The sequence below is a fragment of the Burkholderia sp. AU33423 genome (genome assembly GCF_002223135.1).
Lineage (GTDB): Bacteria > Pseudomonadota > Gammaproteobacteria > Burkholderiales > Burkholderiaceae > Burkholderia > Burkholderia lata_D.
The window spans coordinates 70,632-93,667 of record NZ_NKFH01000002.1 but is presented as its reverse complement, the minus strand read 5'-3'; the positions used below and the strand labels follow the sequence as shown (position 1 = coordinate 93,667).

The 23,036-nt window shown below is 66.2% G+C and carries 21 protein-coding genes; 7 read left to right on the top strand and 14 right to left on the bottom strand.

Going from position 1 to position 23,036, the window contains the following annotated elements; all coding sequences use genetic code 11:
* Positions 1 to 51: 51 nt before the first annotated feature.
* From rsmG to CFB50_RS00465, 6 genes are all read right to left on the bottom strand, one after another.
* On the bottom strand, positions 52 to 738 hold the full coding sequence (gene rsmG / locus CFB50_RS00490; RefSeq protein ID WP_069246769.1) for a 16S rRNA (guanine(527)-N(7))-methyltransferase RsmG: 687 nt from the start codon (positions 736 to 738) through the stop codon (positions 52 to 54).
* Positions 735 to 2,705 carry a tRNA uridine-5-carboxymethylaminomethyl(34) synthesis enzyme MnmG gene (gene mnmG / locus CFB50_RS00485; RefSeq protein ID WP_069246768.1) on the bottom strand — a complete coding sequence of 657 codons (1,971 nt, stop codon included), beginning with the start codon at positions 2,703 to 2,705 and terminating at the stop codon, positions 735 to 737. The genes rsmG and mnmG overlap by 4 nt, the downstream gene beginning before the upstream one ends.
* Positions 2,706 to 3,296: 591 nt before the next feature.
* Positions 3,297 to 4,052 (bottom strand): ABC transporter ATP-binding protein, encoded by a 756-nt coding sequence (locus tag CFB50_RS00480; protein ID WP_069246767.1) that lies wholly within the window; start codon positions 4,050 to 4,052, stop codon positions 3,297 to 3,299.
* Entirely contained in the window at positions 4,052 to 5,836 is a 1,785-nt protein-coding gene (locus CFB50_RS00475) for a branched-chain amino acid ABC transporter ATP-binding protein/permease (protein WP_069246766.1), read from the bottom strand. Before CFB50_RS00475 ends, CFB50_RS00480 begins: the two co-directional genes overlap by 1 nt.
* A gap of 4 nt (positions 5,837 to 5,840) precedes the next feature.
* The gene (locus tag CFB50_RS00470; RefSeq protein ID WP_043184875.1) at positions 5,841 to 6,896 is read right to left on the bottom strand and encodes a branched-chain amino acid ABC transporter permease; all 1,056 of its coding nucleotides are present in this window, start codon (positions 6,894 to 6,896) and stop codon (positions 5,841 to 5,843) included.
* A 189-nt stretch (positions 6,897 to 7,085) separates the two neighbouring features.
* Positions 7,086 to 8,243, bottom strand: a complete 1,158-nt coding sequence (locus CFB50_RS00465; protein WP_069246765.1) for an ABC transporter substrate-binding protein — start codon at positions 8,241 to 8,243, stop codon at positions 7,086 to 7,088.
* A 336-nt stretch (positions 8,244 to 8,579) separates the two neighbouring features.
* Between CFB50_RS00465 and CFB50_RS00455 the strand changes: the two genes are divergently transcribed.
* A complete protein-coding gene (locus CFB50_RS00455) occupies positions 8,580 to 8,870 on the top strand; it encodes a hypothetical protein (RefSeq protein WP_089444737.1) in 291 nt (96 codons plus the stop codon).
* Between the two features lie 506 nt (positions 8,871 to 9,376).
* Here CFB50_RS00455 and CFB50_RS00450 read toward each other — a convergent pair.
* From CFB50_RS00450 to CFB50_RS00425, 6 genes are all read right to left on the bottom strand, one after another.
* Positions 9,377 to 10,351, bottom strand: a complete 975-nt coding sequence (locus tag CFB50_RS00450; protein ID WP_039351467.1) for a branched-chain amino acid ABC transporter permease — start codon at positions 10,349 to 10,351, stop codon at positions 9,377 to 9,379.
* Positions 10,351 to 11,235, bottom strand: a complete 885-nt coding sequence (locus CFB50_RS00445; RefSeq protein ID WP_069246763.1) for a branched-chain amino acid ABC transporter permease — start codon at positions 11,233 to 11,235, stop codon at positions 10,351 to 10,353. Before CFB50_RS00445 ends, CFB50_RS00450 begins: the two co-directional genes overlap by 1 nt.
* A 128-nt stretch (positions 11,236 to 11,363) precedes the next feature.
* Positions 11,364 to 12,563 (bottom strand): ABC transporter substrate-binding protein, encoded by a 1,200-nt coding sequence (locus CFB50_RS00440; RefSeq protein WP_069246762.1) that lies wholly within the window; start codon positions 12,561 to 12,563, stop codon positions 11,364 to 11,366.
* Between the two features lie 77 nt (positions 12,564 to 12,640).
* Positions 12,641 to 13,396, bottom strand: a complete 756-nt coding sequence (locus CFB50_RS00435) for an ABC transporter ATP-binding protein (protein WP_039351472.1) — start codon at positions 13,394 to 13,396, stop codon at positions 12,641 to 12,643.
* Positions 13,393 to 14,172 (bottom strand): ABC transporter ATP-binding protein, encoded by a 780-nt coding sequence (locus CFB50_RS00430; protein ID WP_021160426.1) that lies wholly within the window; start codon positions 14,170 to 14,172, stop codon positions 13,393 to 13,395. The genes CFB50_RS00435 and CFB50_RS00430 overlap by 4 nt, the downstream gene beginning before the upstream one ends.
* A 470-nt stretch (positions 14,173 to 14,642) precedes the next feature.
* On the bottom strand, positions 14,643 to 16,328 hold the full coding sequence (locus CFB50_RS00425; RefSeq protein WP_069246761.1) for a GMC family oxidoreductase: 1,686 nt from the start codon (positions 16,326 to 16,328) through the stop codon (positions 14,643 to 14,645).
* Positions 16,329 to 16,497: 169 nt separating this feature from the next.
* Here CFB50_RS00425 and CFB50_RS00420 point away from each other — a divergent pair, with 169 nt between their 5' ends.
* Positions 16,498 to 17,397, top strand: a complete 900-nt coding sequence (locus CFB50_RS00420) for a LysR family transcriptional regulator (protein WP_069246760.1) — start codon at positions 16,498 to 16,500, stop codon at positions 17,395 to 17,397.
* Between the two features lie 232 nt (positions 17,398 to 17,629).
* A complete protein-coding gene (locus CFB50_RS00415) occupies positions 17,630 to 18,163 on the top strand; it encodes a class IV adenylate cyclase (protein WP_069246759.1) in 534 nt (177 codons plus the stop codon).
* Positions 18,164 to 18,229: 66 nt separating this feature from the next.
* Here CFB50_RS00415 and CFB50_RS00410 read toward each other — a convergent pair whose 3' ends face one another.
* Positions 18,230 to 18,715, bottom strand: coding sequence for an Lrp/AsnC family transcriptional regulator (locus CFB50_RS00410; RefSeq protein ID WP_006408082.1), 486 nt, complete (start codon positions 18,713 to 18,715; stop codon positions 18,230 to 18,232).
* 139 nt (positions 18,716 to 18,854) lie between these two features.
* On the opposite strand from CFB50_RS00410, the gene phhA reads away from it, so the two are divergent.
* Both phhA and CFB50_RS00400 read left to right on the top strand, forming a co-directional pair.
* Positions 18,855 to 19,748: a phenylalanine 4-monooxygenase gene (gene phhA / locus CFB50_RS00405; protein ID WP_069249191.1), complete on the top strand. Its 894-nt coding sequence runs from the start codon at positions 18,855 to 18,857 to the stop codon at positions 19,746 to 19,748.
* Between the two features lie 175 nt (positions 19,749 to 19,923).
* Positions 19,924 to 20,232, top strand: coding sequence for a 4a-hydroxytetrahydrobiopterin dehydratase (locus tag CFB50_RS00400; RefSeq protein ID WP_039352208.1), 309 nt, complete (start codon positions 19,924 to 19,926; stop codon positions 20,230 to 20,232).
* Positions 20,233 to 20,324: 92 nt separating this feature from the next.
* Here the strand turns inward: CFB50_RS00400 and CFB50_RS00395 are convergent, their stop codons facing one another.
* Positions 20,325 to 20,555 (bottom strand): DUF3717 domain-containing protein, encoded by a 231-nt coding sequence (locus CFB50_RS00395; protein WP_069246758.1) that lies wholly within the window; start codon positions 20,553 to 20,555, stop codon positions 20,325 to 20,327.
* A gap of 122 nt (positions 20,556 to 20,677) precedes the next feature.
* Here CFB50_RS00395 and CFB50_RS00390 point away from each other — a divergent pair, with 122 nt between their 5' ends.
* Positions 20,678 to 21,370: a response regulator gene (locus CFB50_RS00390; protein WP_006401494.1), complete on the top strand. Its 693-nt coding sequence runs from the start codon at positions 20,678 to 20,680 to the stop codon at positions 21,368 to 21,370.
* 120 nt (positions 21,371 to 21,490) lie between these two features.
* Complete coding sequence (locus CFB50_RS00385) at positions 21,491 to 22,975, top strand: sensor histidine kinase (protein WP_089444795.1); 1,485 nt, start codon at positions 21,491 to 21,493, stop codon at positions 22,973 to 22,975.
* Positions 22,976 to 23,036: the final 61 nt, after the last annotated feature.

Sequence of the window (23,036 nt, the reverse complement as noted above, 5' to 3'; positions counted from 1 at the left end):
GTGTGTTCCCTTTACCTTCAAACAAACGGCGCGCTACTGCGCGCCTGCCCTTCAATTCGCCTCGTCGACGGCCACTTCGATCAGATGCCGTTCGGCATCGAGCATCGGTACCGCCAGCCGTATCGTCTGCTTCACGCGGCTGCCTTCCGGCAATCGCGCAATCTCGTCGTCCGGATGGACGCCCTTCATCGCCCAGATCGATCCGCCGGGCGCGACCAGATGTCGAGCAAGTTTAACGAAGTCGGATAGATCCGCGAAAGCGCGGGATACGATCATGTCGAATTTTTCCGGCACTTCGACACCCGGTTGCAGCGACTCGACCCGACCGGTGACCACCGACAGGTTCGCGAGCTTCAGCTCCGCACGCATCTGAGTCTGGAATGCAGACTTCTTCTGCACGATATCGTTCAGCGTGATCTGCCAGTCCGGCTCGACGATCGCCAGCACGATACCGGGCAACCCGCCGCCCGAGCCCACGTCGAGCACGCGGGCTGATGCACGGCCACGCAGATACGGGACGATGGAGAGCGAATCGAGGATGTGCTGGATCAGCATCTGCTTCGGGTCGCGGATCGCGGTCAGGTTGTAGACCGCGTTCCACTTGCCGAGCAGCGCGACATAGTCGAGCAGCTGGTTGCGTTGTGCATCCGTCAGGGTGAGGTCGAGCGCCGTCGTGCCTTCGACGAGCATCTGTTCCAGTACGTCCCGATTAACCGCCGGCGCGCGACGCGCCGTCATTGTTGCGTCGGGACGGCGCCGTCCCCCTGCTCCGTTGCCTCTGCGGCAGTGCCATTACGGCGACCCAGGCCGCGGCGCTTCAGGTGCACCATCAGCAGCGAGATCGCTGCCGGCGTGACACCCGAGATGCGCGACGCCTGCCCGATCGTCTCCGGCCGGAACTCGTTGAGCTTCTGGCTCACCTCGAACGACAGGCCGCGGACTTCGCGGTAATCGATACCGTCCGGCAGGCGCGTGTTCTCGTTCGCGTCGTTGCGTTCGATCTCGGAGGCCTGGCGCTCGATATAGCCCTGATACTTGATGCCGATCTCGACCTGCTCCTTGATCTGCTCGAGCATCACCGGATCGTTGGCCAGCGGCTCTGCGGGGCCGCACTCGCCGCCCTTCAGTCCACACACGCCGTCGTAGCTGATACCCGGGCGGCGCAGCAGCTCGGCGAGGCTGTATTCGTGGTCGATCGCCTTGCCGAGGAGTGCGGTCGCCTCTTCCGCCGGCAACGTCTTCGGGGTGACCCACGTCGACTTCAGGCGTTCGGTTTCACGTGAAACAGCGTCGCGCTTCCGGCTGAATGCGTCCCAGCGCACGTCGTCGACGAGCCCCAGTTCGCGGCCGATCTCGGTCAGGCGCATGTCGGCATTGTCTTCACGCAGGCTCAGGCGATACTCGGCGCGGCTCGTGAACATCCGGTACGGCTCGGCCACGCCACGCGTCACGAGATCGTCGACCAGCACGCCAAGATAGGCCTGGTCGCGGCGCGGGCACCATGCGTCCTTCTCCTGCACATAGCGGCCCGCATTGAGGCCGGCCAGCAGACCCTGCGCGGCCGCTTCTTCATAGCCGGTCGTCCCGTTGATCTGGCCCGCAAAGAACAGCCCGTTGATCGCTTTCGTCTCGAGCGACGCCTTCAGCGCACGCGGATCGAAGTAGTCGTACTCGATCGCGTAGCCGGGGCGCAGGATGTGCGCGTTCTCGAGGCCGCGCATCGAATGCACGAGCTCGAGCTGGACGTCGAACGGCAAGCTCGTCGAGATCCCGTTCGGGTAGAACTCGTTGGTCGTCAGCCCTTCCGGTTCCAGGAAGATCTGGTGCGATTCCTTCGATGCGAACCGGTGAATCTTGTCCTCGATCGACGGGCAATAGCGCGGCCCGACGCCTTCGATCACGCCTGTATACATAGGCGAACGGTCGAGACCGCCACGAATGATGTCGTGCGTGCGCTCGTTCGTGTGCGTGACCCAGCACGGCAACTGCTGCGGATGCTGCTCCGCTCGGCCCAGGAACGAGAAGACCGGGATCGGATCGAGATCGCCCGGCTGCTCGGTCAGCTGCGAGAAATCGATCGAGCGGCCATCGATACGCGGCGGCGTACCGGTCTTCAGGCGGCCCTGCGGCAGCTTCAGCTCCTTCAGGCGCGACGACAGCGACACGGCCGCCGGATCGCCCGCTCGGCCGCCCGTGTAGTTGTTCAGGCCGACGTGGATCTTGCCGTCGAGGAACGTACCGGCGGTCAGCACGACCGCGCGGGCGCGGAAGCGGATGCCGATCTGCGTGACGGCGCCCACCACCCGGTCGCCTTCGACCATCAGGTCGTCGACGGCCTGCTGGAACAACCAGAGGTTCGGCTGGTTCTCGAGCCGGTGGCGGATGGCGGCCTTGTACAGGATGCGGTCGGCCTGCGCACGCGTCGCGCGCACGGCCGGACCCTTCGACGAATTGAGGATCCGGAACTGGATACCGCTCTCGTCCGTCGCGGCTGCCATTGCGCCACCCAGTGCATCAACTTCCTTGACCAGATGGCCCTTGCCAATGCCGCCGATCGACGGATTGCAGCTCATCTGCCCAAGCGTTTCGATGTTGTGGGTCAGCAGCAGTGTCTTTGCGCCCATGCGGGCGGACGCCAGCGCGGCTTCGGTGCCGGCATGACCGCCACCGACGACGATGACGTCAAATTCTGTGGGAAAAAGCATGGTGGATTCCGTACGCAGGGCTGCGCACGAACCTATCTGAGAAATGTATGGGGCGAATTATAGCGGGTTCGCTTTTCACCCGAATGCCGTCCGAATGGTAGGGTCTGTGCATTTCGTCGATTTTTCGACATTGGACCGAGGAATCTGTGGTTCCGCGCCCACGCCTGCGAAGCTTCCGGCCCGCCCGCCGCACATCGTTGCGCCTGTGCAGAGATCCATCTGTCGGGAAATTTCACGTGGAACATATAACGCGTTCGAGGCCTGCGTCCCGCCCAACACTCAGACGAAACACCCTGTGCCCCTCTTCCTCACAGAATTTCCGTCGGTCCGCTCGACACTTATCCCCTGTGACGCCGCACCTGGTCGGCTTGCGGAACGACCGACCGACTCCGAACGACAAACCGGATCGCCATCTGCACTGTGGTGGATACCTCGACCCGCCGCCACTGCACAGATCGTTTGATTGTTCCTCCGGTACTTATCCCCTGGTTGTTAACCGCCGACGCTTTGGAGTCAGATCTCGACCCCAAAACAAAAACGGCGTGTTTCACGTGAAACACGCCGCCCGTTCCTCGCCAACCGCGCCACCGATCAGGCCGTTTTCTTCGCCAACCCGAGGTAGGTTTCGATCACACGCGGATTCTGTGCGAGGTCGGCTGCCGGCCCTTCCAGCGCAAACTCGCCCGTCTCCAGCACGTAGCCGTAGTCGGAGATCTGCAGCGCCGCCCGCGCGTTCTGCTCGATCAGCAGCGTCGCCACACCCGTACCGCGCAACGCACTGATGATATGAAAGATCTCCTTCACGATCAGCGGCGCCAGCCCGAGGCTCGGCTCGTCGAGCATCAGCAGGTCTGGCTTGCCCATCAACGCGCGGCCAACCGCGAGCATCTGCCGCTCGCCGCCGGACAGCGTGCCGGCCGCCTGCTTGCGGCGCTCCTTCAGACGCGGAAACAGCGCGAACACGTGATCGAGCTGGTCGAGGAAGTTCGCTTCACCGGCCAGCTTGCGCCGATATGCGCCCAGCACGAGGTTGTCCTCAACCGTCATCGTGCTGAACAGCTCACGCTTTTCCGGCACGAGGCACATCCCGCGTGCGACGCGCTGCTCGACCGGCAATGCACCGACATCGTGACCGCGATACACGACCGCGCCCGACGCATGCCCGGTCACCGGCAGCGCGCCCATGATCGCGTTCAGCAGCGTCGACTTGCCGGCCCCATTCGGCCCGATCACGCTGACAATCTGCCCTGCTCCGACCTTGATCGCCGCGCCGTGCAGCGCTTCCACCTTCCCGTACCGGACCGCCAGCCCGCGCACATCGAGAATCGGCATCGTCGTGTCCGTCATCACTCCACCCCGCCCAGATACGCTTCGAGCACCGCCGGATCCTGCTGCACGTCCTGCGGCAGCCCTTCCGCGATCCGCGTGCCGAATTCCATCACCACCAGCCGGTCGGTGAGATTCATCACGAAATCCATGTCGTGTTCCACGAGCAACACGCTCATGCCTTCCGCCTTCAGCCGCCGCAGCAGGTCGGCGAGTTGCTGCTTCTCCTGGTAACGCAGCCCGGCGGCCGGCTCGTCGAGCAGCAGCAGCGTCGGGTCGCAGCACAGCGCCCGTGCGATTTCGAGAATCCGCTGCTGGCCCAGCGCGAGGCTGCCCGCTTCGTCGTACATGTGCTTTTCGAGCCCGACGCGGCGGATCTGCCGTGCGGCCTCGGCCAGCAACTGCGCTTCCTCGTGGGCATTGAGGCGCGCGACGCTGCGCCACACGCCGGTATGGCCGCGCAGATGCGCACCGATCGCGACGTTCTCGAGCACCGTCATCGCCGGCAACAGCTTCACGTGCTGGAACGTCCGGCCGATGCCGCGGCGGACGATCTGGCGCGATGTGAGCCCGTCGATGCGCTCGCCGCGGAACGTGATCGTGCCGCCCGTCGGCTTCAGCACGCCCGTCACGAGGTTGAACGTGGTCGACTTGCCGGCGCCGTTCGGGCCGATCAGCCCGATGATCTGCCCCGCTTTCACGTCGAAGCTGACGTCGTTGACGGCCACAAGCCCGCCGAACTGCTTGCGCGCGTTGTCGACGACGAGCAGCGGCTCGCCGGCCGTCGGCTTCGGGCGTTGCGGCAACGGATCGGCGTGCTCGGGCACATGGGCACGCGGCCCGCGCGGGAACAGCCTGGCGACGAACGGCCACACACCCTGGCGCGCGTACTGCAGCAGCAGCACCATCAGCACGCCGAACACGATGATCTCGAAGTTGCCTTCCGAACCGAGCAGCTTCGGCAGCAGCGTCTGCAGGTAGTCCTGCAGCACGGTGAGGATCGCCGCGCCGAGCACGGCGCCCCACACGTGCGACACGCCGCCCACCACGGCCATGAACAGGAACTCGATCCCGTGGTTCAGCCCGAACGGTGTCGGGTTCACCGCACGCTGCAGGTGCGCGTAAAGGAAGCCCGAGATGGCCGCGAGCACGGCTGCATAGACGAAGATCACGACGCGCATCCAAGCCGTGTTCACGCCCATCGCCTCGGCCATCACGCCGCCGCCGCGCAGCGCGCGGATCGCGCGGCCCGGGCGGCTGTTCAGCAGGTTCTGCACCGACACGATCGCGGCCAGCACGACGGCCCAGATCAGGAAGTACAGGCTGCGGCCGCTCCCGAGTTCGATACCGAACAGGTTCAGTGCCGGAATCCCGTTGATCCCGTCGTACTTGCCGAGCAGTTCGAGGTTGCCGAACAGGTAGAACAGCGCGAGGCCCCACGCGATCGTGCCGAGCGGCAGGAAGTGGCCGGACAGCCGCATCGTGACCGCGCCGAGCACGAGCGCGACGAGCGCCGTCAGCACGACGCCGACGATCAGCGCGAACCACGGTGACACGCCGTAGCGCGTCGTCAGGAGCGCGGTCGCATAGGCGCCGATGCCGACGAACGCGGCCTGCCCGAAGCTCGTCATTCCGCCGACGCCCGTGAGCAGCACGAGCCCGATCGCGACGATCGCGTAGAGGCCGATGTAGTTCAGCAGCGTGATCCAGTATTCAGGCACCTGCAGCGCGCCGGGCAGCACCGGCAGCGCGAACAGCACCACAAGAAACACCCAGAAGGTCTTGTTGCGTACCATCGTCTTCATCGTGTCACTCCTCTTCCTCTTCCGCGTGCGGCGTGGCGAAGCTCCGCCACAGCAGCACCGGAATGATCAGCGTGAACACGATCACCTCCTTGTAGGCGCTCGCCCAGAACGACGAATACGATTCGAGCACGCCGACGAGCAGCGAGCCGGCGGCCGCGAGCGGATAGCTGACGAGCCCGCCGATGATCGCGCCGACGAAACCCTTCAGGCCGATCAGGAAGCCCGAGTCGTAGTAGATCGTCGTCAGCGGGCCGACGAGAATCCCGGACAGCACGCCGAGCCCCGCCGCGAACGTGAACGCGAGCCGCCCGGCCTCGGTCGTGCCGATGCCGACGAGCCGCGCGCCGAGCCGGTTCACCGACGTCGCGCGCAGCGCCTTGCCGGCGATCGTGCGGCCGAAGTACACGTACAGCGCGCCGATCAGCACGAGCGCCGTCACGACGACCAGGATGCTCTGCACCGACACAGTCATGCTGCCGATCGACAGCGACGCATCCGAGAAGCCGTTGGTCCGTGAGCCTTCCGCGCCGAACATCACGAGCCCGAGGCCGACCATCGCGAAGTGGACGGCGACCGACACGATCAGCAGCAGCAGCGTCGTGCCTTCCGCGATCGGCTGGTAGACGAGCCGGTAGACGAACGGCCCCATCGGCACGACGATCGCGAGCGTCAGTGCGATCTGCGCAAGCATCGGCAGCGGCTGCGCGGCAAAGCTGCGCGTGATCGCGAACACCGCGAGCGGCAGCAGGACGTAGCGGCTGCCGAGTGTCGCAAGCGTGCGGCCGAGCTGATGGCGCCGTTCGCGATGCCGGATCAGGCCGCCGACTTCGAGCAGAAAGCACGCGATGCCCATCACGAACAGCAGCCAGCAGGTGGCGGGAAATTTCTGCGCCTGCAACGCGGCAAGCGTCAGCGCACCGTAGGCGACGAATTCGCCCTGGGGAATGAAGATCACCCGCGTGACGGAAAACACCAGCACGAGCGCCAGCGACAGCAATGCATAAATGGCGCCGGTCGTGATGCCGTCTTGCGCGAGGATCGCTGCAATCGAGAGATCCATACGTTTCGTGTATCGAGAATGCTGCGGAGAAACGAACGACGGGACGGCCGGAGCGCGGACGGCAAGGTGGCGCCATGCAGGCGGCCCCGGCGGTTCCAGACGGCACGGTCGCGGGGCCGTCAGGCCCGCCGCCCTGCCGACGGCATGCACGGCGCCATTCGCGCCACGCATGCCGGTTTCACGTGATGCTCACTCGGCCTGCAGCTTCCACTTGCCGTCGACGATCTGCACCATCACGCGCGCACGCGTGTCGAAGCCGTTGTGGTCGGTCGGCGTCATGTTGATCACGCCGTGCGACACGGGCAGGTCCTTCACGTTCTCGATCGACGCGCGCAGCGCCTCGCGGAACGCCTCGGTGCCCGGCTGGCCCTTCTTCAGCGCTTCCGGAATCGCACGCTGCAGCAGCAGCCCCGCGTCCCACGCATGGCCGCCGAACGTCGCCAGCGAGCCCGCGCCGTACGCCTTCTCGTACGCGGCCTTGTAGCCGAGCGCCGGCTTCTTCACCGGGTTCGAATCGGGCAGCTGGTCGGTCACGAGCACGGGGCCGGCCGGCAGGATCTCGCCTTCGCAGTCCTTGCCGCACACGCGCAGGAAGTCGTTGTTCGCGACGCCGTGCGTCTGGTACACCTTGCCCTTGTAGCCGCGCTCCTTCAGCGTCTTCGCCGGCAGCGCCGCCGGCGTGCCCGAGCCGGCGATCAGCACCGCATCCGGATTCGAGCCCATCAGCTTCAGCACCTGCCCCATCACCGACGCGTCGGTGCGGTTGTAGCGCTCGTTCGACACCACCTTCAGGCCGTTCTTCGCGGCCGCCGCGTTGAACGTGTTGTACCAGCTGTCGCCGTACGCATCGGCGAAGCCGATGAAGCCGACCGTTTTCTCGCCGTGCTTCGCCATGTAGCCGGCGATCGCATCGGCCATCAGCTGGTCGTTCTGCGGCACCTTGAACATCCATGCGCGTTTCGCGTCCATCGGGGAGATGATCTGGGCGCTCGCCGCGAGCGAGATCGTCGGCGTCTTGCCCTGCGACACGGGGTCGAGCATCGCGAGCGAGTTCGGGGTGACGGACGAGCCGATGATCGCGTCGACGTGATCTTCATCGATCAGCTTGCGCACGTTCTGCACCGCGCGGCTCGTGTCGGATGCGTCGTCGAGCACGATGTACTGCACGCTCTTGCCGGCGATTTCCTTCGGCAGCAGCGCGATCGTGTTCTTTTCCGGAATCCCGAGCGACGCGGCCGGCCCGGTGGCCGACAGCGTCACGCCGATCTTCACCTGCGCCGACGCCGTTGCCGCCGCGCACACGAGGCCCGCGGCAAGCACGGCCTCCATCCATCGATTCATCTTCATTTACGTTGTCTCCAAACGCTGCTCGAAAAAGCCACGGGTCGCTCGGGCGGCTCCCGGTTCCCCAAACAAGTTAATAATTTAACTATCTCGCCTTGCCACGCCTACGCTCGTTTTCCCGTGAAACGCCGCACCCGCAACGACACCCGGACGGCACCGCGCGCGGACGCACCGGCCGGCGGTCGAAACGGTCGTTCGACCGTCACGATGCGCAGCAGCGGTGTCGTCTGGATGAAGAAAGCGGAGAAAGGCGGAATCGTGCGGGCAATCGATGCATGCGCAACGATCAGGGAAAGGCATGTCGATCCGGCCTGATGCGGCCAGGCCCGCGAGCGGCGCATGATCGGGAAGCCGGTTGCTCATGCGAATGCGGACGCGGATGCGAATATCGATACGGATGCGCACGCAACGACCGGCGATGACGCCAGAACGCGCCTACAGGCCGCAGAACGGCTCGGGAAGGCCGCGGTGACAGCAGCCCAACCCCACGACGAACGAACGGCACCCGCCGCCCTTCCTGCCCCGATCCATCGTCCTGCGCTGCTCATCCAACCGTACTCCCTCTTCTGCATTCTGCTTGTAGGAGAACTGCCGACCGATTTTCCCGACCGCTCGGTCGGCGAAAGCTGAGTGTAACGGACGCGTTTTGCGCACGCCAACCGGGTTAGCCCGAACGGCCAGCGTACGGCTGAGCATCGGCTGCGAACGAATCGTGGGAAAGCGGAAAACCGGAAAACGGAGGGACGCGGCGGAGCGCGGAAGAAGCGCGGTGCGAACGCAAGCGCGGAATACGGCCACTGCGCAGGCCGATGCACCAACAGCGGAAATCCGTGCACGCAAATGAAAAAGCGCTGTTGGATTCCGTCCAACAGCGCTTTGGGGTCCGGGCACTTTGTGCCTCGATTGTCTCCTCGTTCTCCACCTGCAAATTCGTTTCGCGGTGCATCAGAACTAGGACGAAGATTAAAGGACCTTTCACAGTGCGACAACTTAGCATTTACCCCTATGGTGCATCGCCGCACGAAAATGGGGCACCAGCTTGCCGCACGGCGCCGGCCCGAGCCCGCTGCGGCGCCCTTCCGGAGCATGCCGGATGGTGCTTCGCATCAACGCCCGGTGACGCGCGCCGCACGCATTCAGGACGCCCTGAGCGGCTTGATCCGCGCGACCATTTCACCGACGATGCCGCGCCGGAATGCAAGCACGCATGCGATGAAAATCAGCCCCGTGACGATCGTCGCCGATTCGCCGAGCGAATGGAACCACGCGACGCCCGTCGTCGACGCGAGCCATTCGCCGATGTCGCCGAGCCGGTCTTCCAGTGCGACGATCAGCGCCGCGCCCAGCAGCGGCCCGAACAGCGTGCCCATCCCGCCGACGAGCGTCATCAGCACGACGAGGCCCGACATCGTCCAGTATGCGTCCGACAGCGTCTCGAAGCCGAGCACGAGCACCTTCAGCGAGCCGGCCAGCCCCGCGATGCCCGCCGACAGGATGAACGCGAGCAGCTTGAAGCGGTCGGTGTCGTAGCCGAGCGAGATCGCGCGCGCTTCGTTCTCCTTGATCGCGACGAGCACCTGGCCGAACGGCGAATGCACGACCCGCACGATGAACGCGCACGCGGCGACCACCACCGCCAGCACGACGTAGTACAGCGCGACGTCGTTCGACAGGTCGAGCAGCCCGAACAGGTGGCCGCGCGGCACGCCCTGCAGCCCGTCCTCGCCGTGCGTGAACGGCGCCTGCAGGTAGATGAAGTAGACCATCTGCGCGAACGCGAGCGTGATCATCGCGAAGTAGATGCCCTGCCGCCGGATCGCGAACAGCCCGACGACGAGCCCGAGCAGCGTCGCGGCAACGGTGCCGACCAGCACGCCGAGCTCCGGCGTGAAACCGAGCGTCTGCATCGAATAACCGGTCGCATAGCCGGCGGTCGCGAGGAACATCGCATGGCCGAACGACAGCAGCCCCGTATAGCCGATCAGCAGGTTGAACGCGGCCGCGAACAGCGCGAACGTGAGCACCTTCATCACGAACACCGGATACGCGCCGATGAACGGCGCGGCGAGCAGTGCGGCGAGCAGCACGCCGTAGAGCACTTTTCTCTGCATCATTTTTCCTTGCCGAAGAGCCCCGCCGGGCGGAACAGCAGCACGATCGCCATGATCACGAACACGACCGTGGCCGACGCTTCGGGGTAGAACACGCGCGTGAAGCCCTCGATCACGCCGAGCAGCAGGCCCGTGACGATCGAGCCGAGGATCGAGCCCATCCCGCCGATCACGACCACCGCGAACACGGTGATGATCATCGGCTGGCCCATCAGCGGCGACACCTGGATCACCGGCGCGGCCAGCACGCCCGCGAACGCGGCGAGCGCGACGCCGAAGCCGTAGGTGAGCGTGATCATCATCGGCACGTTCACGCCGAATGCCTCGACGAGCTTCGGGTTCTCGGTGCCCGCGCGCAGGTACGCGCCCAAGCGCGTCTTCTCGATCACGAACCATGTCGCGAGACACACCGCGAGCGACGCGACGACGACCCACGCGCGGTAGTTCGGCAGGAACATGAAGCCGAGGTTGGTGGCGCCGGACAGCTGCGACGGCACGTCGTACGGCTGGCCGGACGAACCGTAGATCGACCGGAACACGCCTTCGACGACCAGCGTGAGCCCGAACGTGAGCAGCAACCCGTACAGGTGATCGAGCTTGTACAGCCAGCGCAGCATCGAGCGTTCGATCAGGATTCCGAACGCGCCGACCACCAGCGGCGCGATCACGAGCATCGCCCAGTACGGCAACGCGAAATACGACAGGCCCATCCACGCGAGCATCGCGCCCAGCATGAACAGCGCGCCGTGCGCGAAGTTGATCACGTTGAGCAGCCCGAAGATCACCGCGAGCCCGAGGCTCAGGATCGCGTAGAACGAGCCGTTGACGAGCCCGAGCAGCAACTGGCTCAGCATCGCCGGCAACGGAATGCCAAAGATTTCCATCGACTTAGCCGTCAGAATGAGTTTCGTTGCATACGCAACCTTCATGCATCGCGTACGCGGGCGGCGCAGCGGGCACATCGCTGCAGCCGCCACCGAGCGGCGCGCCCGCGCGCGCCGCTACGCCCTGCTTACTTCCACAACGCGCAGCGCGTCTCCTGCTTGGTACCGAACGCCTGCTCGCCAGGAATCGTCGCGAGCACCTTGTAGTAATCCCACGGCTCCTTCGATTCCGCCGGCTTCTTCACTTCCATCAGGTACATGTCGTGGATCATGCTGCCGTCGGTGCGGATATAGCCCTTTGCATAGAAGTCGTTGATCTTGATCTTCTTCAGCTCGGCCATCACCTTGTCGGAGTCGGTCGTGCCGGCGGCCTGGACGGCCTTCAGGTAGGTCGTCACCGACGAGTAGTCGGCCGCCTGCAGGCTCGACGGCATCTTCTTCATCTTGCCGAAGTAGCGCTGCGCCCACTGGCGCGACGCCGCATCGCGGTTCCAGTACCAGCTGTCGGTCAGCACCAGGCCCTGCGTCGTCTCGAGGCCGAGGCTGTGCACGTCGTCGATGAACATCAGCAGCGCGGCGAGCTTCATCGTCTTCGTGATGCCGAACTCCTTCGCGGCCTTGATCGAGTTGATCGTGTCGCCGCCCGCGTTCGCGAGGCCGAGGATCTGCGCCTTCGACGATTGCGCCTGCAGCAGGAACGACGAGAAATCCGACGCGGACAGCGGGTGACGCACCGCGCCGAGCACCTGGCCGCCGTTCGCCTTCACGACGTCCGACGTGTTCTTCTCGAGTGCCTTGCCGAACGCATAGTCGGCCGTCAGGAAGAACCACGACTTGCCGCCCTGCTTCACCACCGCCGAGCCCGTGCCCTTCGCGAGCGCCATCGTGTCGTATGCGTAGTGGACCGTGTACGGCGTGCACTGCTCGTTGGTCAGCGTGTCGGCGCCCGCGCCGATGTTGATGTAGACCTTCTTCTTCTCGGCCGCGACCTGGTTCATCGACAGCGCGGTGGCCGAGTTCGTGCCGCCGACCAGCAGGTCGAGCCCGCCGCGGTCCATCCATTCGCGCGCCTTCGATGCGGCGATGTCGGCCTTGTTCTGGTGATCGGCATAGACGACCTCGATCGGCTTGCCGAGCACCTTGCCGCCGAAGTCGGCCACTGCCATGCGGATCGCCTCGAGTCCGCCCTGCCCGTCGATATCCGCGTAAAGCCCCGACATGTCGGTGATGAAGCCGATCTTCACGGTATCCGCGGCCTGCGCGGCGCCTGCGGTGAACGCGGCGGTCGCGAGCGCGAGACAGGCCTGTGCGAGGGTCTTCATTTTCATTGACGTCTCCTGTTGTTCTGATGCGTTGTGGTTGTTCGAGGGCCGCCACGGCTAGCGGCAAGGGAAACGGGGCGGCGTCATACCCCGAGCAGGTCGTGCAGGGTCGGCATCTTGCTTTCCAGTTCGGCCGCCTGGAAATGTTCGACGATGCTGCCGTGCTCCATCACGTAGAACCGGTCGGCGAGCGGCGCGGCGAAGCGGAAATTCTGTTCGACCATCACGATCGTGTAGCCGCGCGCCTTCAGCGCGACGATCATCCGCGCCAGTGCCTGCACGATCACCGGTGCGAGGCCTTCGGAGATCTCGTCGAGCAGCAGCAGGTTCGCGCCGGTGCGCAGGATCCGTGCGACCGCGAGCATCTGCTGCTCGCCGCCGGACAGCCGCGTGCCCTGGCTCTGCCGGCGCGACGCGAGGTTCGGGAACATCGCGTAGATCTCGTCGATCGGCATCGCGTGCTCGCGCGGCCCGATCAGCGGCGGCAGCATCAGGTTCTCCTCGCACGACAGGCTCGAGAAGATCCCGCGCTCCTCCGGGCAGTAGCCGATGCCGTAATGCGCGATGCGGTGCGTCGCGAGGCCGATCGTCTCGTTGCCCGCGACCTTGATCGACCCGCTGCGGCGGCCTGTCAGGCCCATGATCGCGCGCAGCGTCGTCGTGCGGCCCGCGCCGTTGCGGCCGAGCAGCGTGACGACCTCACCGCGATGCACCGTCAGGTCGACACCGTGCAATATGTGGGATTCCCCGTACCAGGCCTCCAGGCCCGTGATCTCCAGCGCGGGCGTACCGCTTTCGACGCCGCTCAATTCGCGTTCCTCCCGTTCGCTGTGCTTCATGCGTGCGCCCCCGCGAGCGCCGCGTCGGCGCTGCCCATGTAGGCCTCGATGACGAGCGGATTCTTCGACACTTCCGCATACGAGCCTTCGGCCAGCACCTCGCCGCGTTGCAGGACGGTGATCGTGTCGGAGATGCCCGCGATCACGTTCATGTTGTGCTCGACCATCAGGATCGTGCGGCCGCTCGCGACCTTCTTGATCAGCGCGGTCACGCGATCGACGTCCTCGTGGCCCATCCCTTGCGTGGGCTCGTCGAGCAGCATCAGTTCGGGCTCCATCGCGAGCGTGGTCGCGATCTCCAGCGCGCGCTTGCGGCCGTACGCGAGCTCGACGGTCGGCACCTGCGCGAAATCGGTGAGGCCGACCTGCGTGAGCAGGTCCATCGCGCGGTCGTCGAGCCGCTTCAGCGTGCGTTCGCTGCGCCAGAAATGGAATTCGGTGCCGAGCGCGCGCTGCAGCCCGATGCGCACGTTCTGCAGCGCGGTCAGGTGCGGGAAGACGGCCGAGATCTGGAACGAGCGGATGATGCCGCGCCGCGCAACCTGCGCGGGCCGCTCGTCGGTGATGTCGATGCCGTTGAAGACGATCTGGCCGGCCGTCGGCGTCAGGAATTTGGTGAGGAGGTTGAAGCAGGTGGTCTTGCCCGCGCCGTTCGGCCCGATCAGCGCATGGATCGCACCGCGACGCACACGCAGGTTCACGCCGTTGACGGCCGTGAAACCCCTGAATTCCTTGGTCAGTCCGCGTGTTTCCAGAATCGTGTCGCCGAGAATCATGTTCCCTTCCGTACGAAGTCAGGCGAAGCACCGGGAAGATTCGCGAGAAGCGTCCGCGAAACAGGTCAGCGGATGAGCGGTCTGCCCCGGGCGCCGTGTTACGCCTCGAGGGTGGTCTCCCGCGCCGACGCGTCTCTACACTGCGCCACATTGTCTCGCCGTTGGTGCAGTGCAATCATCGGGATTTGCACTTATAGGGCTGGCCGCCATGTCGCACGCGGCTGTGCACGGTTTTTCACGCCGTTTTTTTGACACGTGCATCATCGTGCGTTGACCACCCGCGCGGCCCGGCACGCACGCAACAAAAAAGCCGTGCGGCGGCACGGCTTGCATGGATCTTGCCGGGCGAACCGGTGTTATTCGGTGCCCATCGACATCATCGGCACCGCCGCTGCAACAGCAGCTTGTTTCGCATAGCGAATCAGCGGGCGTCATCATGACGGCCCGCTGTCGTGCGTGTCAGCGTTCCGTCACGCGGCTGTCACCGCCTGCTCCGTGCGCACCGGTGTCGCTTCGCGCGCCGCGCGGCGATCGGCACGAATCATGTCGCTCGCGCGCTCGGCGATCATCAGCGTCGGCGAATTGGTGTTGCCCGATGTAATGAACGGCATCACCGATGCATCGACGATTCGCAGCCCGGCGATGCCGCGTACGCGCAGCCGGCTGTCGACCACCGCGCGCGCATCGTCGGCACGCCCCATCCGGCAGGTGCCGACCGGATGGAAGATCGTCGTGCCGACGGCGCCGGCCGCCTCGATCAGCTCGGCTTCGCTTCGATACTGCAGGCCCGGCAGGATCTCCTCGGGCCGATAGCGCGCGAGCGCCGGCGCGGACGCGATCCGGCGCGTGAGCCGCAGCGCGTTCGCGGCGACGTGGCGATCGTGGTCGGTCGACAGATAGTTCGGCGCAATCGCGGGTGGTGCGCCCGGATCGGCGCTCGCAATATGCACGCTGCCGCGCGACGTCGGCCGCAGATGGCATACGGACGCCGTAAACGCGTTGAAGCTGTGCAGCGGCTCGCCGAAGCGTTCGAGCGACAGCGGCTGCACGTGGTATTCGAGATCGGGGCGCGTGAGCGCGGGATCATCGGGATCGGATTTTGCGAATGCGCCGAGCTGCGACGGCGCCATCGACATCGGCCCACGCTGCAGCAACGCATATTCGGCGCCGATCATCAGCTTGCCCCACCAGTGCGCGGACAGCGTGTTGAGCGTGCGCACGCCTTCGACGCGAAACGCCATCCGCAATTGCAGGTGGTCCTGCAGGTTTTCGCCGACGCCCGGCAGATCCTGCACGACGTCGATGCCGAGCGCCTGCAGCCGCCGGCCATCACCGATACCCGACAGTTCGAGCAGCTGCGGCGAATTCACCGCGCCGGACGTCAGCAGCACCTCCGAACGCGCCCGCGCGACGTAATCCGTGCCACCGCCGTGGTATTCGACGCCGACCGCGCGCCGCCCGTCGAAGATCACGCGCTGCGCCTGCGCGCCGGTGATCACGGTCAGGTTCGGGCGCGCCATCGCGGGCCGCAGGAACGCCTTCGACGTATTCCAGCGCACGCCGCGCTTCTGGTTTACCTCGAAATAGCCGACCCCGGAATTGTCGCCGCGGTTGAAATCGTCGGTTGCCGGGATGCCCGTCTGCTGCGCGGCCTGCGCGAACGATTCGAGGATCTCCCAGCGCAGCCGCTGCTTCTCGACACGCCAGTAGCCGCCCGCGCCGTGCGCGTCGCTCGCGCCCGCATGGTGATCCTCGCTGCGCTTGAAGATCGGCAGCACGCTGTCCCACGACCAGCCGGCGTCGCCGGTTTCCTGCGCCCAGCTGTCGTAATCCTCGCGCTGGCCGCGCATGTAGATCATCCCGTTGATCGACGAGCAGCCGCCGAGCACCCGGCCGCGCGGATACGACAGCGCACGGCCGTTGAGCGCGGCTTCGGGTTGCGTCTTGTACAGCCAGTCGGTGCGCGGGTTGCCGATGCAATACAGATAGCCGACCGGGATGTGGATCCAGTGATAGTCGTCCTTGCCGCCCGCTTCGAGCAGCAGCACGTGGATGTCGGGATCCTCGGTCAGGCGGTTCGCGAGCACGCAGCCCGCGGTGCCCGCGCCGACGATCACGTAATCGAATTCGCCTTCTAGCGTGCGTTGGGTAGTCACGGTTTGTCTCCTGTCACGCGGCGCAAAGCCGCGCGTCATTTTCAGCATAGTGCGTCGCGAGCCGCGCTTGCGGCCCCGCGCCGCGACCGATGAAGCGTACTCCGGCCGCCGGCCGCCGATCCAATGAGTTATGCTGAACTGCGTTATAAGCTGCGCTCATATCACGACGATGGATCTCACCCTGCTCCGCGCGTTCGCGACGGTCGCGCGCGAAGGCAACCTGACGCGCGCCGCCGTGCAGCTGCACCTGACGCAGCCCGCAGTCAGCCTGCAGATCAAGCATCTGCAGGAAACGCTCGGCGTCACGCTGTTCACGCGCACGTCGCGCGGCCTCGCGCTCACGCGCGACGGCCAGACGCTGCTGCCGCATGCGGAACGCGCGCTCGTCGCGGCCGCCGACGTGCAGCGCGCCGCTGCTGCGCTGCGGCACGAGGTGCGCGGCCGGCTGCGGATCGGCACGATCCTCGATCCGGGCTTCCTGCGGCTCGGCGGCTTCCTGCGCGCGCTCGTCGAAACCCATCCGCAGATCGAGACGGCGCTGCGGCACGGGATGTCGGGCTGGGTGATCGAACAGGTGCGCACGCGGGCGCTCGACGTCGGCTACTACATCGGCCGGCCGGGCGAGGACGATCCGCTCGACGGCGCCCTGTTCCACACCGTCACGCTCACGCATTTCCAGTACCGCGTACTCGCGCCGGCCGGCTGGAAGGAGCGCGTGCAGCGCGCACACGACTGGCGCGCGCTTGCCACGCTGCCGTGGATCTGGACGCCGCCGGCGTCCGCGCACCACCGGCTGCTGTCACGGCGCTTCGCCGAAGCCGGCGCGCAGCCGCTCAAGGTGGCCGAGGTGGACCAGGAGCAGTCGATGCTCGATCTCGTCAAATCGGGGATCGGGTTGACGCTCGCGCGCGACTCGACCGCACTGGCCGAAGCGCACGCGCATGCGCTGACGATCGTCGAGCCCGTGACGGTACCCACCGAACTGACGTTCGTGACGCTCGCGGAGCGGCGCGACGAACCGGCGATCGCGGCGGCACTGCGGCTGATCGAAGCGCAGTGGGCGATATGAGTGTCGCTGATAGCGCCGGAGGCCGGCCGCGCACCGGGCGTCAACGGGTGATACGTTGCCGGTCGGTAGCCGGCGACCCCGTGCGGGCCATCGCGTGAACGGGGAAATCACGGGGCCGAACCTCCCGGCCGCGTCGTGTCGCCGCGTCCCGCCGGTCGTCACGCCACCTTCGCGGGCTTTTTGCTAGATTGTGCGTTCGCACACCGCGAGACCCCGATTGAAGGAGACCCGCATGGCCCGCAACATCGAGATCAAAGCCCGCGCCCGCGAATTCGACCAGCTGCGCGAACAGGCGGCCAGGCTCGCGACCGAAGCGCCGCTGTTCTATCGCCAGCAGGATTTCTTCTATGACGTGCCGCGCGGCCGGCTGAAGCTGCGCCGCTTCGAGGACGGCACGCCGGCCGAACTGATCTTCTACCAGCGCGACGACCGCGACGGCCCGAAGGCGTCGTACTACACGCGCAGCCCGGTGACGAACCCCGACGCGATGCACGCGCTGCTCGCCACCGCGCTGACCACGCGCGGGATCGTGACGAAGGAACGGCACGTGTACCTCGCGGGCCGCACGCGCATCCACCTCGACCGGGTCGACGGCCTCGGCGATTTCATCGAACTGGAAGTCGTGCTCGGCCCCGACGACGACGAAGCCGGCGGCGAAGCCGAAGCGCACGACGTGTTCGCGAAGCTCGGCGTGTCGCAGGACGATCTCGTCGCAGTCGCGTACGTCGACCTGCTGAACGCCGACACGCCGCACGAAGCGGCCTGATCCGGCCCCTGCCCCAAGGCGGCGCAACCCGCGCCGCCTTCAAACCTGCCTCGCGCGATTGCCGCGTCAGGCGGCGCCGGGCGCCAGGTGCGCGAGCGGCAACGCGCCGTTGCGCTTGAAGGTCGTCAGCACGATGTTCGAGCGCACGCTGTCGACGCCCGGCACGCGCATCAGCTTCTTCATCACGAACTGCGACAGCGCGTTCAGGTCGGGCGCGACGATCCGCAGCAGATAGTCGGCATCGCCCACCACCGCATGGCATTCGAGCACTTCGGGCAGCACGTCGATCTGCTGCTGGAACTGCTCGATGATCGAATCACCGTGGTGCTTGAGCTTGAGGCTCGTGAACGCGGTGACGCCGAGCCCGAGCTTTTCGGGGCGCAGCATCACGCGATAGCCTTCGATCACCCCGGCCGCCTCGAGCCGCTGCAGCCGCCGGCCAATCTGCGACGGCGACAGCGGCACCTCCTCGCCGAGCTGCTGGTGCGTCGCGCGGCCGAAGCGCTGCAGCACGTCCAGTAGTGCGAGGTCGAAGTGGTCGAGCTCCAGCATGAGTATTCTCCGCATTGATTCGTGATTTGGTGCGTGATTATCGCATCAACAAGCCAATCAACGCCAACTATGCGCCCATTCCGCGCGCAGCCCGCTCTACACTTGCATGGTTACCAACCGCCACGTGCAGAGCCAGATCATGTCCACCGTCGTCACCGCGAAACTGCAGGAGCAGTTCGATGCGGGCCTCGAAACCCGCGCCGATTTCACCATCGACCAGCCGCTCGCGCGTTACGGCCAGGTCGACCACGCGGTGTGGAAGCAACTCTATGCACGCCAGTCGGCGCTGCTGCGCGGGCGCGCATGCGACGCGTTCGTCGCGGGGCTTGGGAAGATCGACCTGCCGGCCGATCGCGTGCCGTCGTTCGCCGACGTGAACCGCCAGTTGAAGCCGGCAACGGGCTGGGAGATCGTCGCGGTGCCGGGCCTCGTGCCAGACCGCGTGTTCTTCGAGCATCTCGCGAACCGGCGCTTCCCCGTCACGTGGTGGATGCGCCGCCCCGACCAGCTCGACTACCTGCAGGAACCCGACTGTTTCCACGACCTGTTCGGGCACGTGCCGCTGCTGATCGACCCGGTGTTCGCCGACTACATGCAGGCGTACGGCCGCACCGCGCTCGCGGTCGCCGACGATGAAGCGGCGCTGGCACGCCTCGCACGGCTCTACTGGTATACGGTGGAATTCGGGCTGATTCGCGACCCGAGCGGCACGAACGGGCTGTCCATCTATGGCGCCGGGATCGTGTCGAGCAAGGGCGAAAGCCTGTACAGCCTCGAAAGCGCGGCGCCGAACCGGCTCGGCTTCGACCTCGAGCGCGTGATGCGCACGAAGTACCGGATCGACACGTTCCAGAAAACCTACTTCGTGATCGACGATTTCACGCAGCTGTTCGCGCTCGCCGACGTCGACGGCCGTGCGCTCGCCGATCGGCTGGCGGCGCTGCCCGAGTTCGCGGCCGGCGCGGTGCTCGATACCGATCGCGTGCTGCATCGCGGCACGGGCGAAGGCTGGCCGGACGACGCCGACGCGTGACGTTCGAGGGCGCCGGGACGCGCCGCGGGCGGTCTCCCGATCGCCTTCCCCGGATACCCGTCGCCGGATGGCCGTCCCCGGATGGCCGTCCCACAACTATGAAACAATGACCGATGCCGGCTTCGCCGCGCGGCGCAGCCGCGCGCGGGCGCCGTTACCGACCGAGAGGTGCAAGATGATCCACAAGCTCACATCAGAAGAACGCAAGACCCGGCTCGAAGGCCTGCCGCTCTGGACGGCCGTCCCGGGCCGCGATGCGATCCAGCGCAGCCTGCGCTTCGCCGATTTCAACGAAGCGTTCGGCTTCATGACGCGCGTCGCGATCAAGGCGCAGGAAATGAACCACCATCCGGAATGGTTCAACGTGTACAACCGTGTCGACGTCACGCTGTCGACCCACGATGCCGACGGCCTGACCGAACGCGACATCGAACTGGCACTGTTCATCGACCGTGCCGGCGCACACGCGCAACCCGCCGCCTGAGGCATTCCTCTACCGCCGCGCGTCTTTCGATGCGCGGCGCGTCAACTTTTCATTTCGATGAACGTTTTCTAGGATGTAGTCAGCGGAAGCCTTCAGCTTTCCAAGCCATCCTTAAGGCGCACGTAAGCCTCGTAGGCTTTCCGTGCCTTGGGGTCCAAACCTTCCAGTTGCAGCGCGCTTTCGCGCTGTACAATCAGCAGCGCATACGGCTTGGAAAGCGCGCTGGCCTCTTCGCAGAGTTTGAGTTCGTCGCCGCTCGACGGCGAGCGGGCGCGCCAGAAATTGATCGCGGCTTCTAGGTCGTTGATCGAAATATCGGACATGTTTGGATTTAATCGTTCGCTGGCCGCCATGCTTGATGTCAGGTGTTGCGGCGCCCCTGTGGAAACGGCGTCGTGCTGTCCGCGTGCCTGAACCGCCAACCCATTGTACTTGAGCGAACTTCATGCGACTCCTTCTGATTGAAGACGACCGCCCCATCGCACGCGGTATCCAGAGCAGCCTCGAGCAGGCTGGCTTCACCGTCGACATGGTGCATGACGGCATCTTTGCCGAACAGGCGCTGGCACAGAACCGCCACGAACTCGTGATCCTCGACCTCGGCCTGCCGGGCATCGACGGGATGACACTGCTCACGCGCTTCCGCCAGACCAACCGCCACACGCCCGTCATCGTGCTGACCGCACGCGACGAGCTGAACGACCGGATCCAGGGCCTGAACTCCGGCGCCGACGACTACATGCTCAAGCCGTTCGAGCCGGCCGAGCTCGAAGCGCGCATCCGCGCGGTGATGCGCCGCAGCGGCCCGCACAGCGACATGCCGCGTCCGGAAGTGTCGCTCGGTGGCGTCCGCCTGTCGGGCGTCGATCGCCGCATCTTCAACGACGACAAGCCGCTCGAACTGTCGCCGCGCGAATTCGCGGTGCTCGAGATGCTGCTGCTGCGTCACGGCCGCGTCGTCAGCAAGGCCCAGTTGCAGGATCACCTCACGCACTTCGGCGGCGATCTCGGCGACACCGCGATCGAAGTCTACGTCCACCGCGTGCGCAAGAAACTCGAGCAGTGCCGTGTCGAAATCGTCACGGTGCGCGGCTTCGGCTACCTGCTGCAGGAAATCCGCCAGACGGCGAGCGTCTGAGCGCGGCACCGCACGCCGGGCGGCCCCGTGCCGCCCGCGTGTGCGCGCTGCTCCGCGTCGCCGCCCGGCGCACGACCGCGCCGCTCCCCGTGAGCGGCGTTTATCCATTTGCCCGTCGAAATGTCTCCTGATCCGGCTGTGACCACCAGCCTGCGCCGCTCGCTGCTTCGGCGCCTCGCCGCCCCGCTGTCGATGCTCGCGCTGATGAGCGGCCTGATCGCCTACTGGCTCGCGTGGCAATACACGCAGCACGTGATCGACCGCTCGCTCGCCGATCTCGCGACCGCCATCTCCAAACAGATCCAGATCGCCGGCCCCGACGCGCCGTTCACAGTGCCGCCGCTTGCGCAGGCGATGTTCTCCGATCCCGCCGAAGCGTTGATCTACCGGATCAGCGACGGCGAACAGGAACTCGCCGGCGATCCGAAGCTGCCGCTCCAGGGCATCAACGTGCGCCGCATGCATCACGCGTACGTGTTCGAGGCCGAATACGACAACCGTGCGGTGCGGGTTGCGCAGGTGCGCGTCGACGACGTCGAAGGCGGCAAGCCGATGGTCGTCGAGGTCGCGCAGCCGGTGCGGCACCGCTACCGGATCGCGGCCGAATTCCTCGTCGCGATCATGATGCCGCTGCTGCTGCTGCTGCTCGCGGGCTGGGGGATCGTGTGGCGCGTCGTGAACCAGCAGCTCGGCCCGCTCACGCACCTGGCCGATTCGCTGAACCGGCAGACCCACACGTCGCTGGAACCGGTCGACGAAACCGAGGTGCCGCTGGAAATCCGGCCGCTGACGAGCGCGATGAACGCGCTGCTCGGCCGCCTGAAGACCGCGCTCGATGCGCAGCGCAAGTTCATCGCCGATGCCGCCCACCAGTTGCGCACGCCGCTCACGGCCGTGAAGTTGCACGCGGAGCAGGCAGCCGTGGCGCGCGACCCGCACCAGACCTTCGCCGCGGTGCGCGAACTGCGCGCGGCCGCCGACCGTGCGGTGCGGCTGTCCAACCAGTTGCTGTCGCTCGCCCGTGCCGAGCCGGGCGAACAGGCCGCGCGGTTCGTCGACGTCGACCTCGCGGCGATGGCGTTCGAGACGGGTGCCGAATGGGTGCCGCGCGCGCTTGCGTCGCACGTCGACCTCGGCTTCCAGCGCACCGACGATCCGGGTGACGACGAGAAGCTGGTCGTGCGCGGCAACCCCGTGCTGTTGCGCGAGGTGATCGCGAACCTGCTCGACAATGCGCTGAAGTACGTCCCGCTCGCGCGGCCGGACGGCGCACGGATCACGGTGAACGTTGCGCGCGGCGCACTCGAGGACGGCCATCCGGCCGCCGAGATCGTCGTCGAGGACAACGGCCCCGGCGTGCCCGCCAATCAGCAGGCCGACCTGTTCAAGCGCTTCTTCCGCGGCGACGCGCAAAGCGGCAACGGTGTCGAGACGGGCGCCGGGCTCGGCCTCGCGATCGTGCACGACATCATCGCGATGCACGGCGGCACCGTGTCGTACGAGGATGCATCGGAAGGCGGCTCGCGCTTCGTGGTGAGGGTGCCGCTGGTCGCGCGCACCGAGCAGCCGGCCAGCGAAACACCGGCCGCCGCATCGACGCACTGAGAGATCGAGGGACTCGCGGCGGGCGGCCGCTGATCGGGCCGCGCCGGATGAGGAAGGCGGA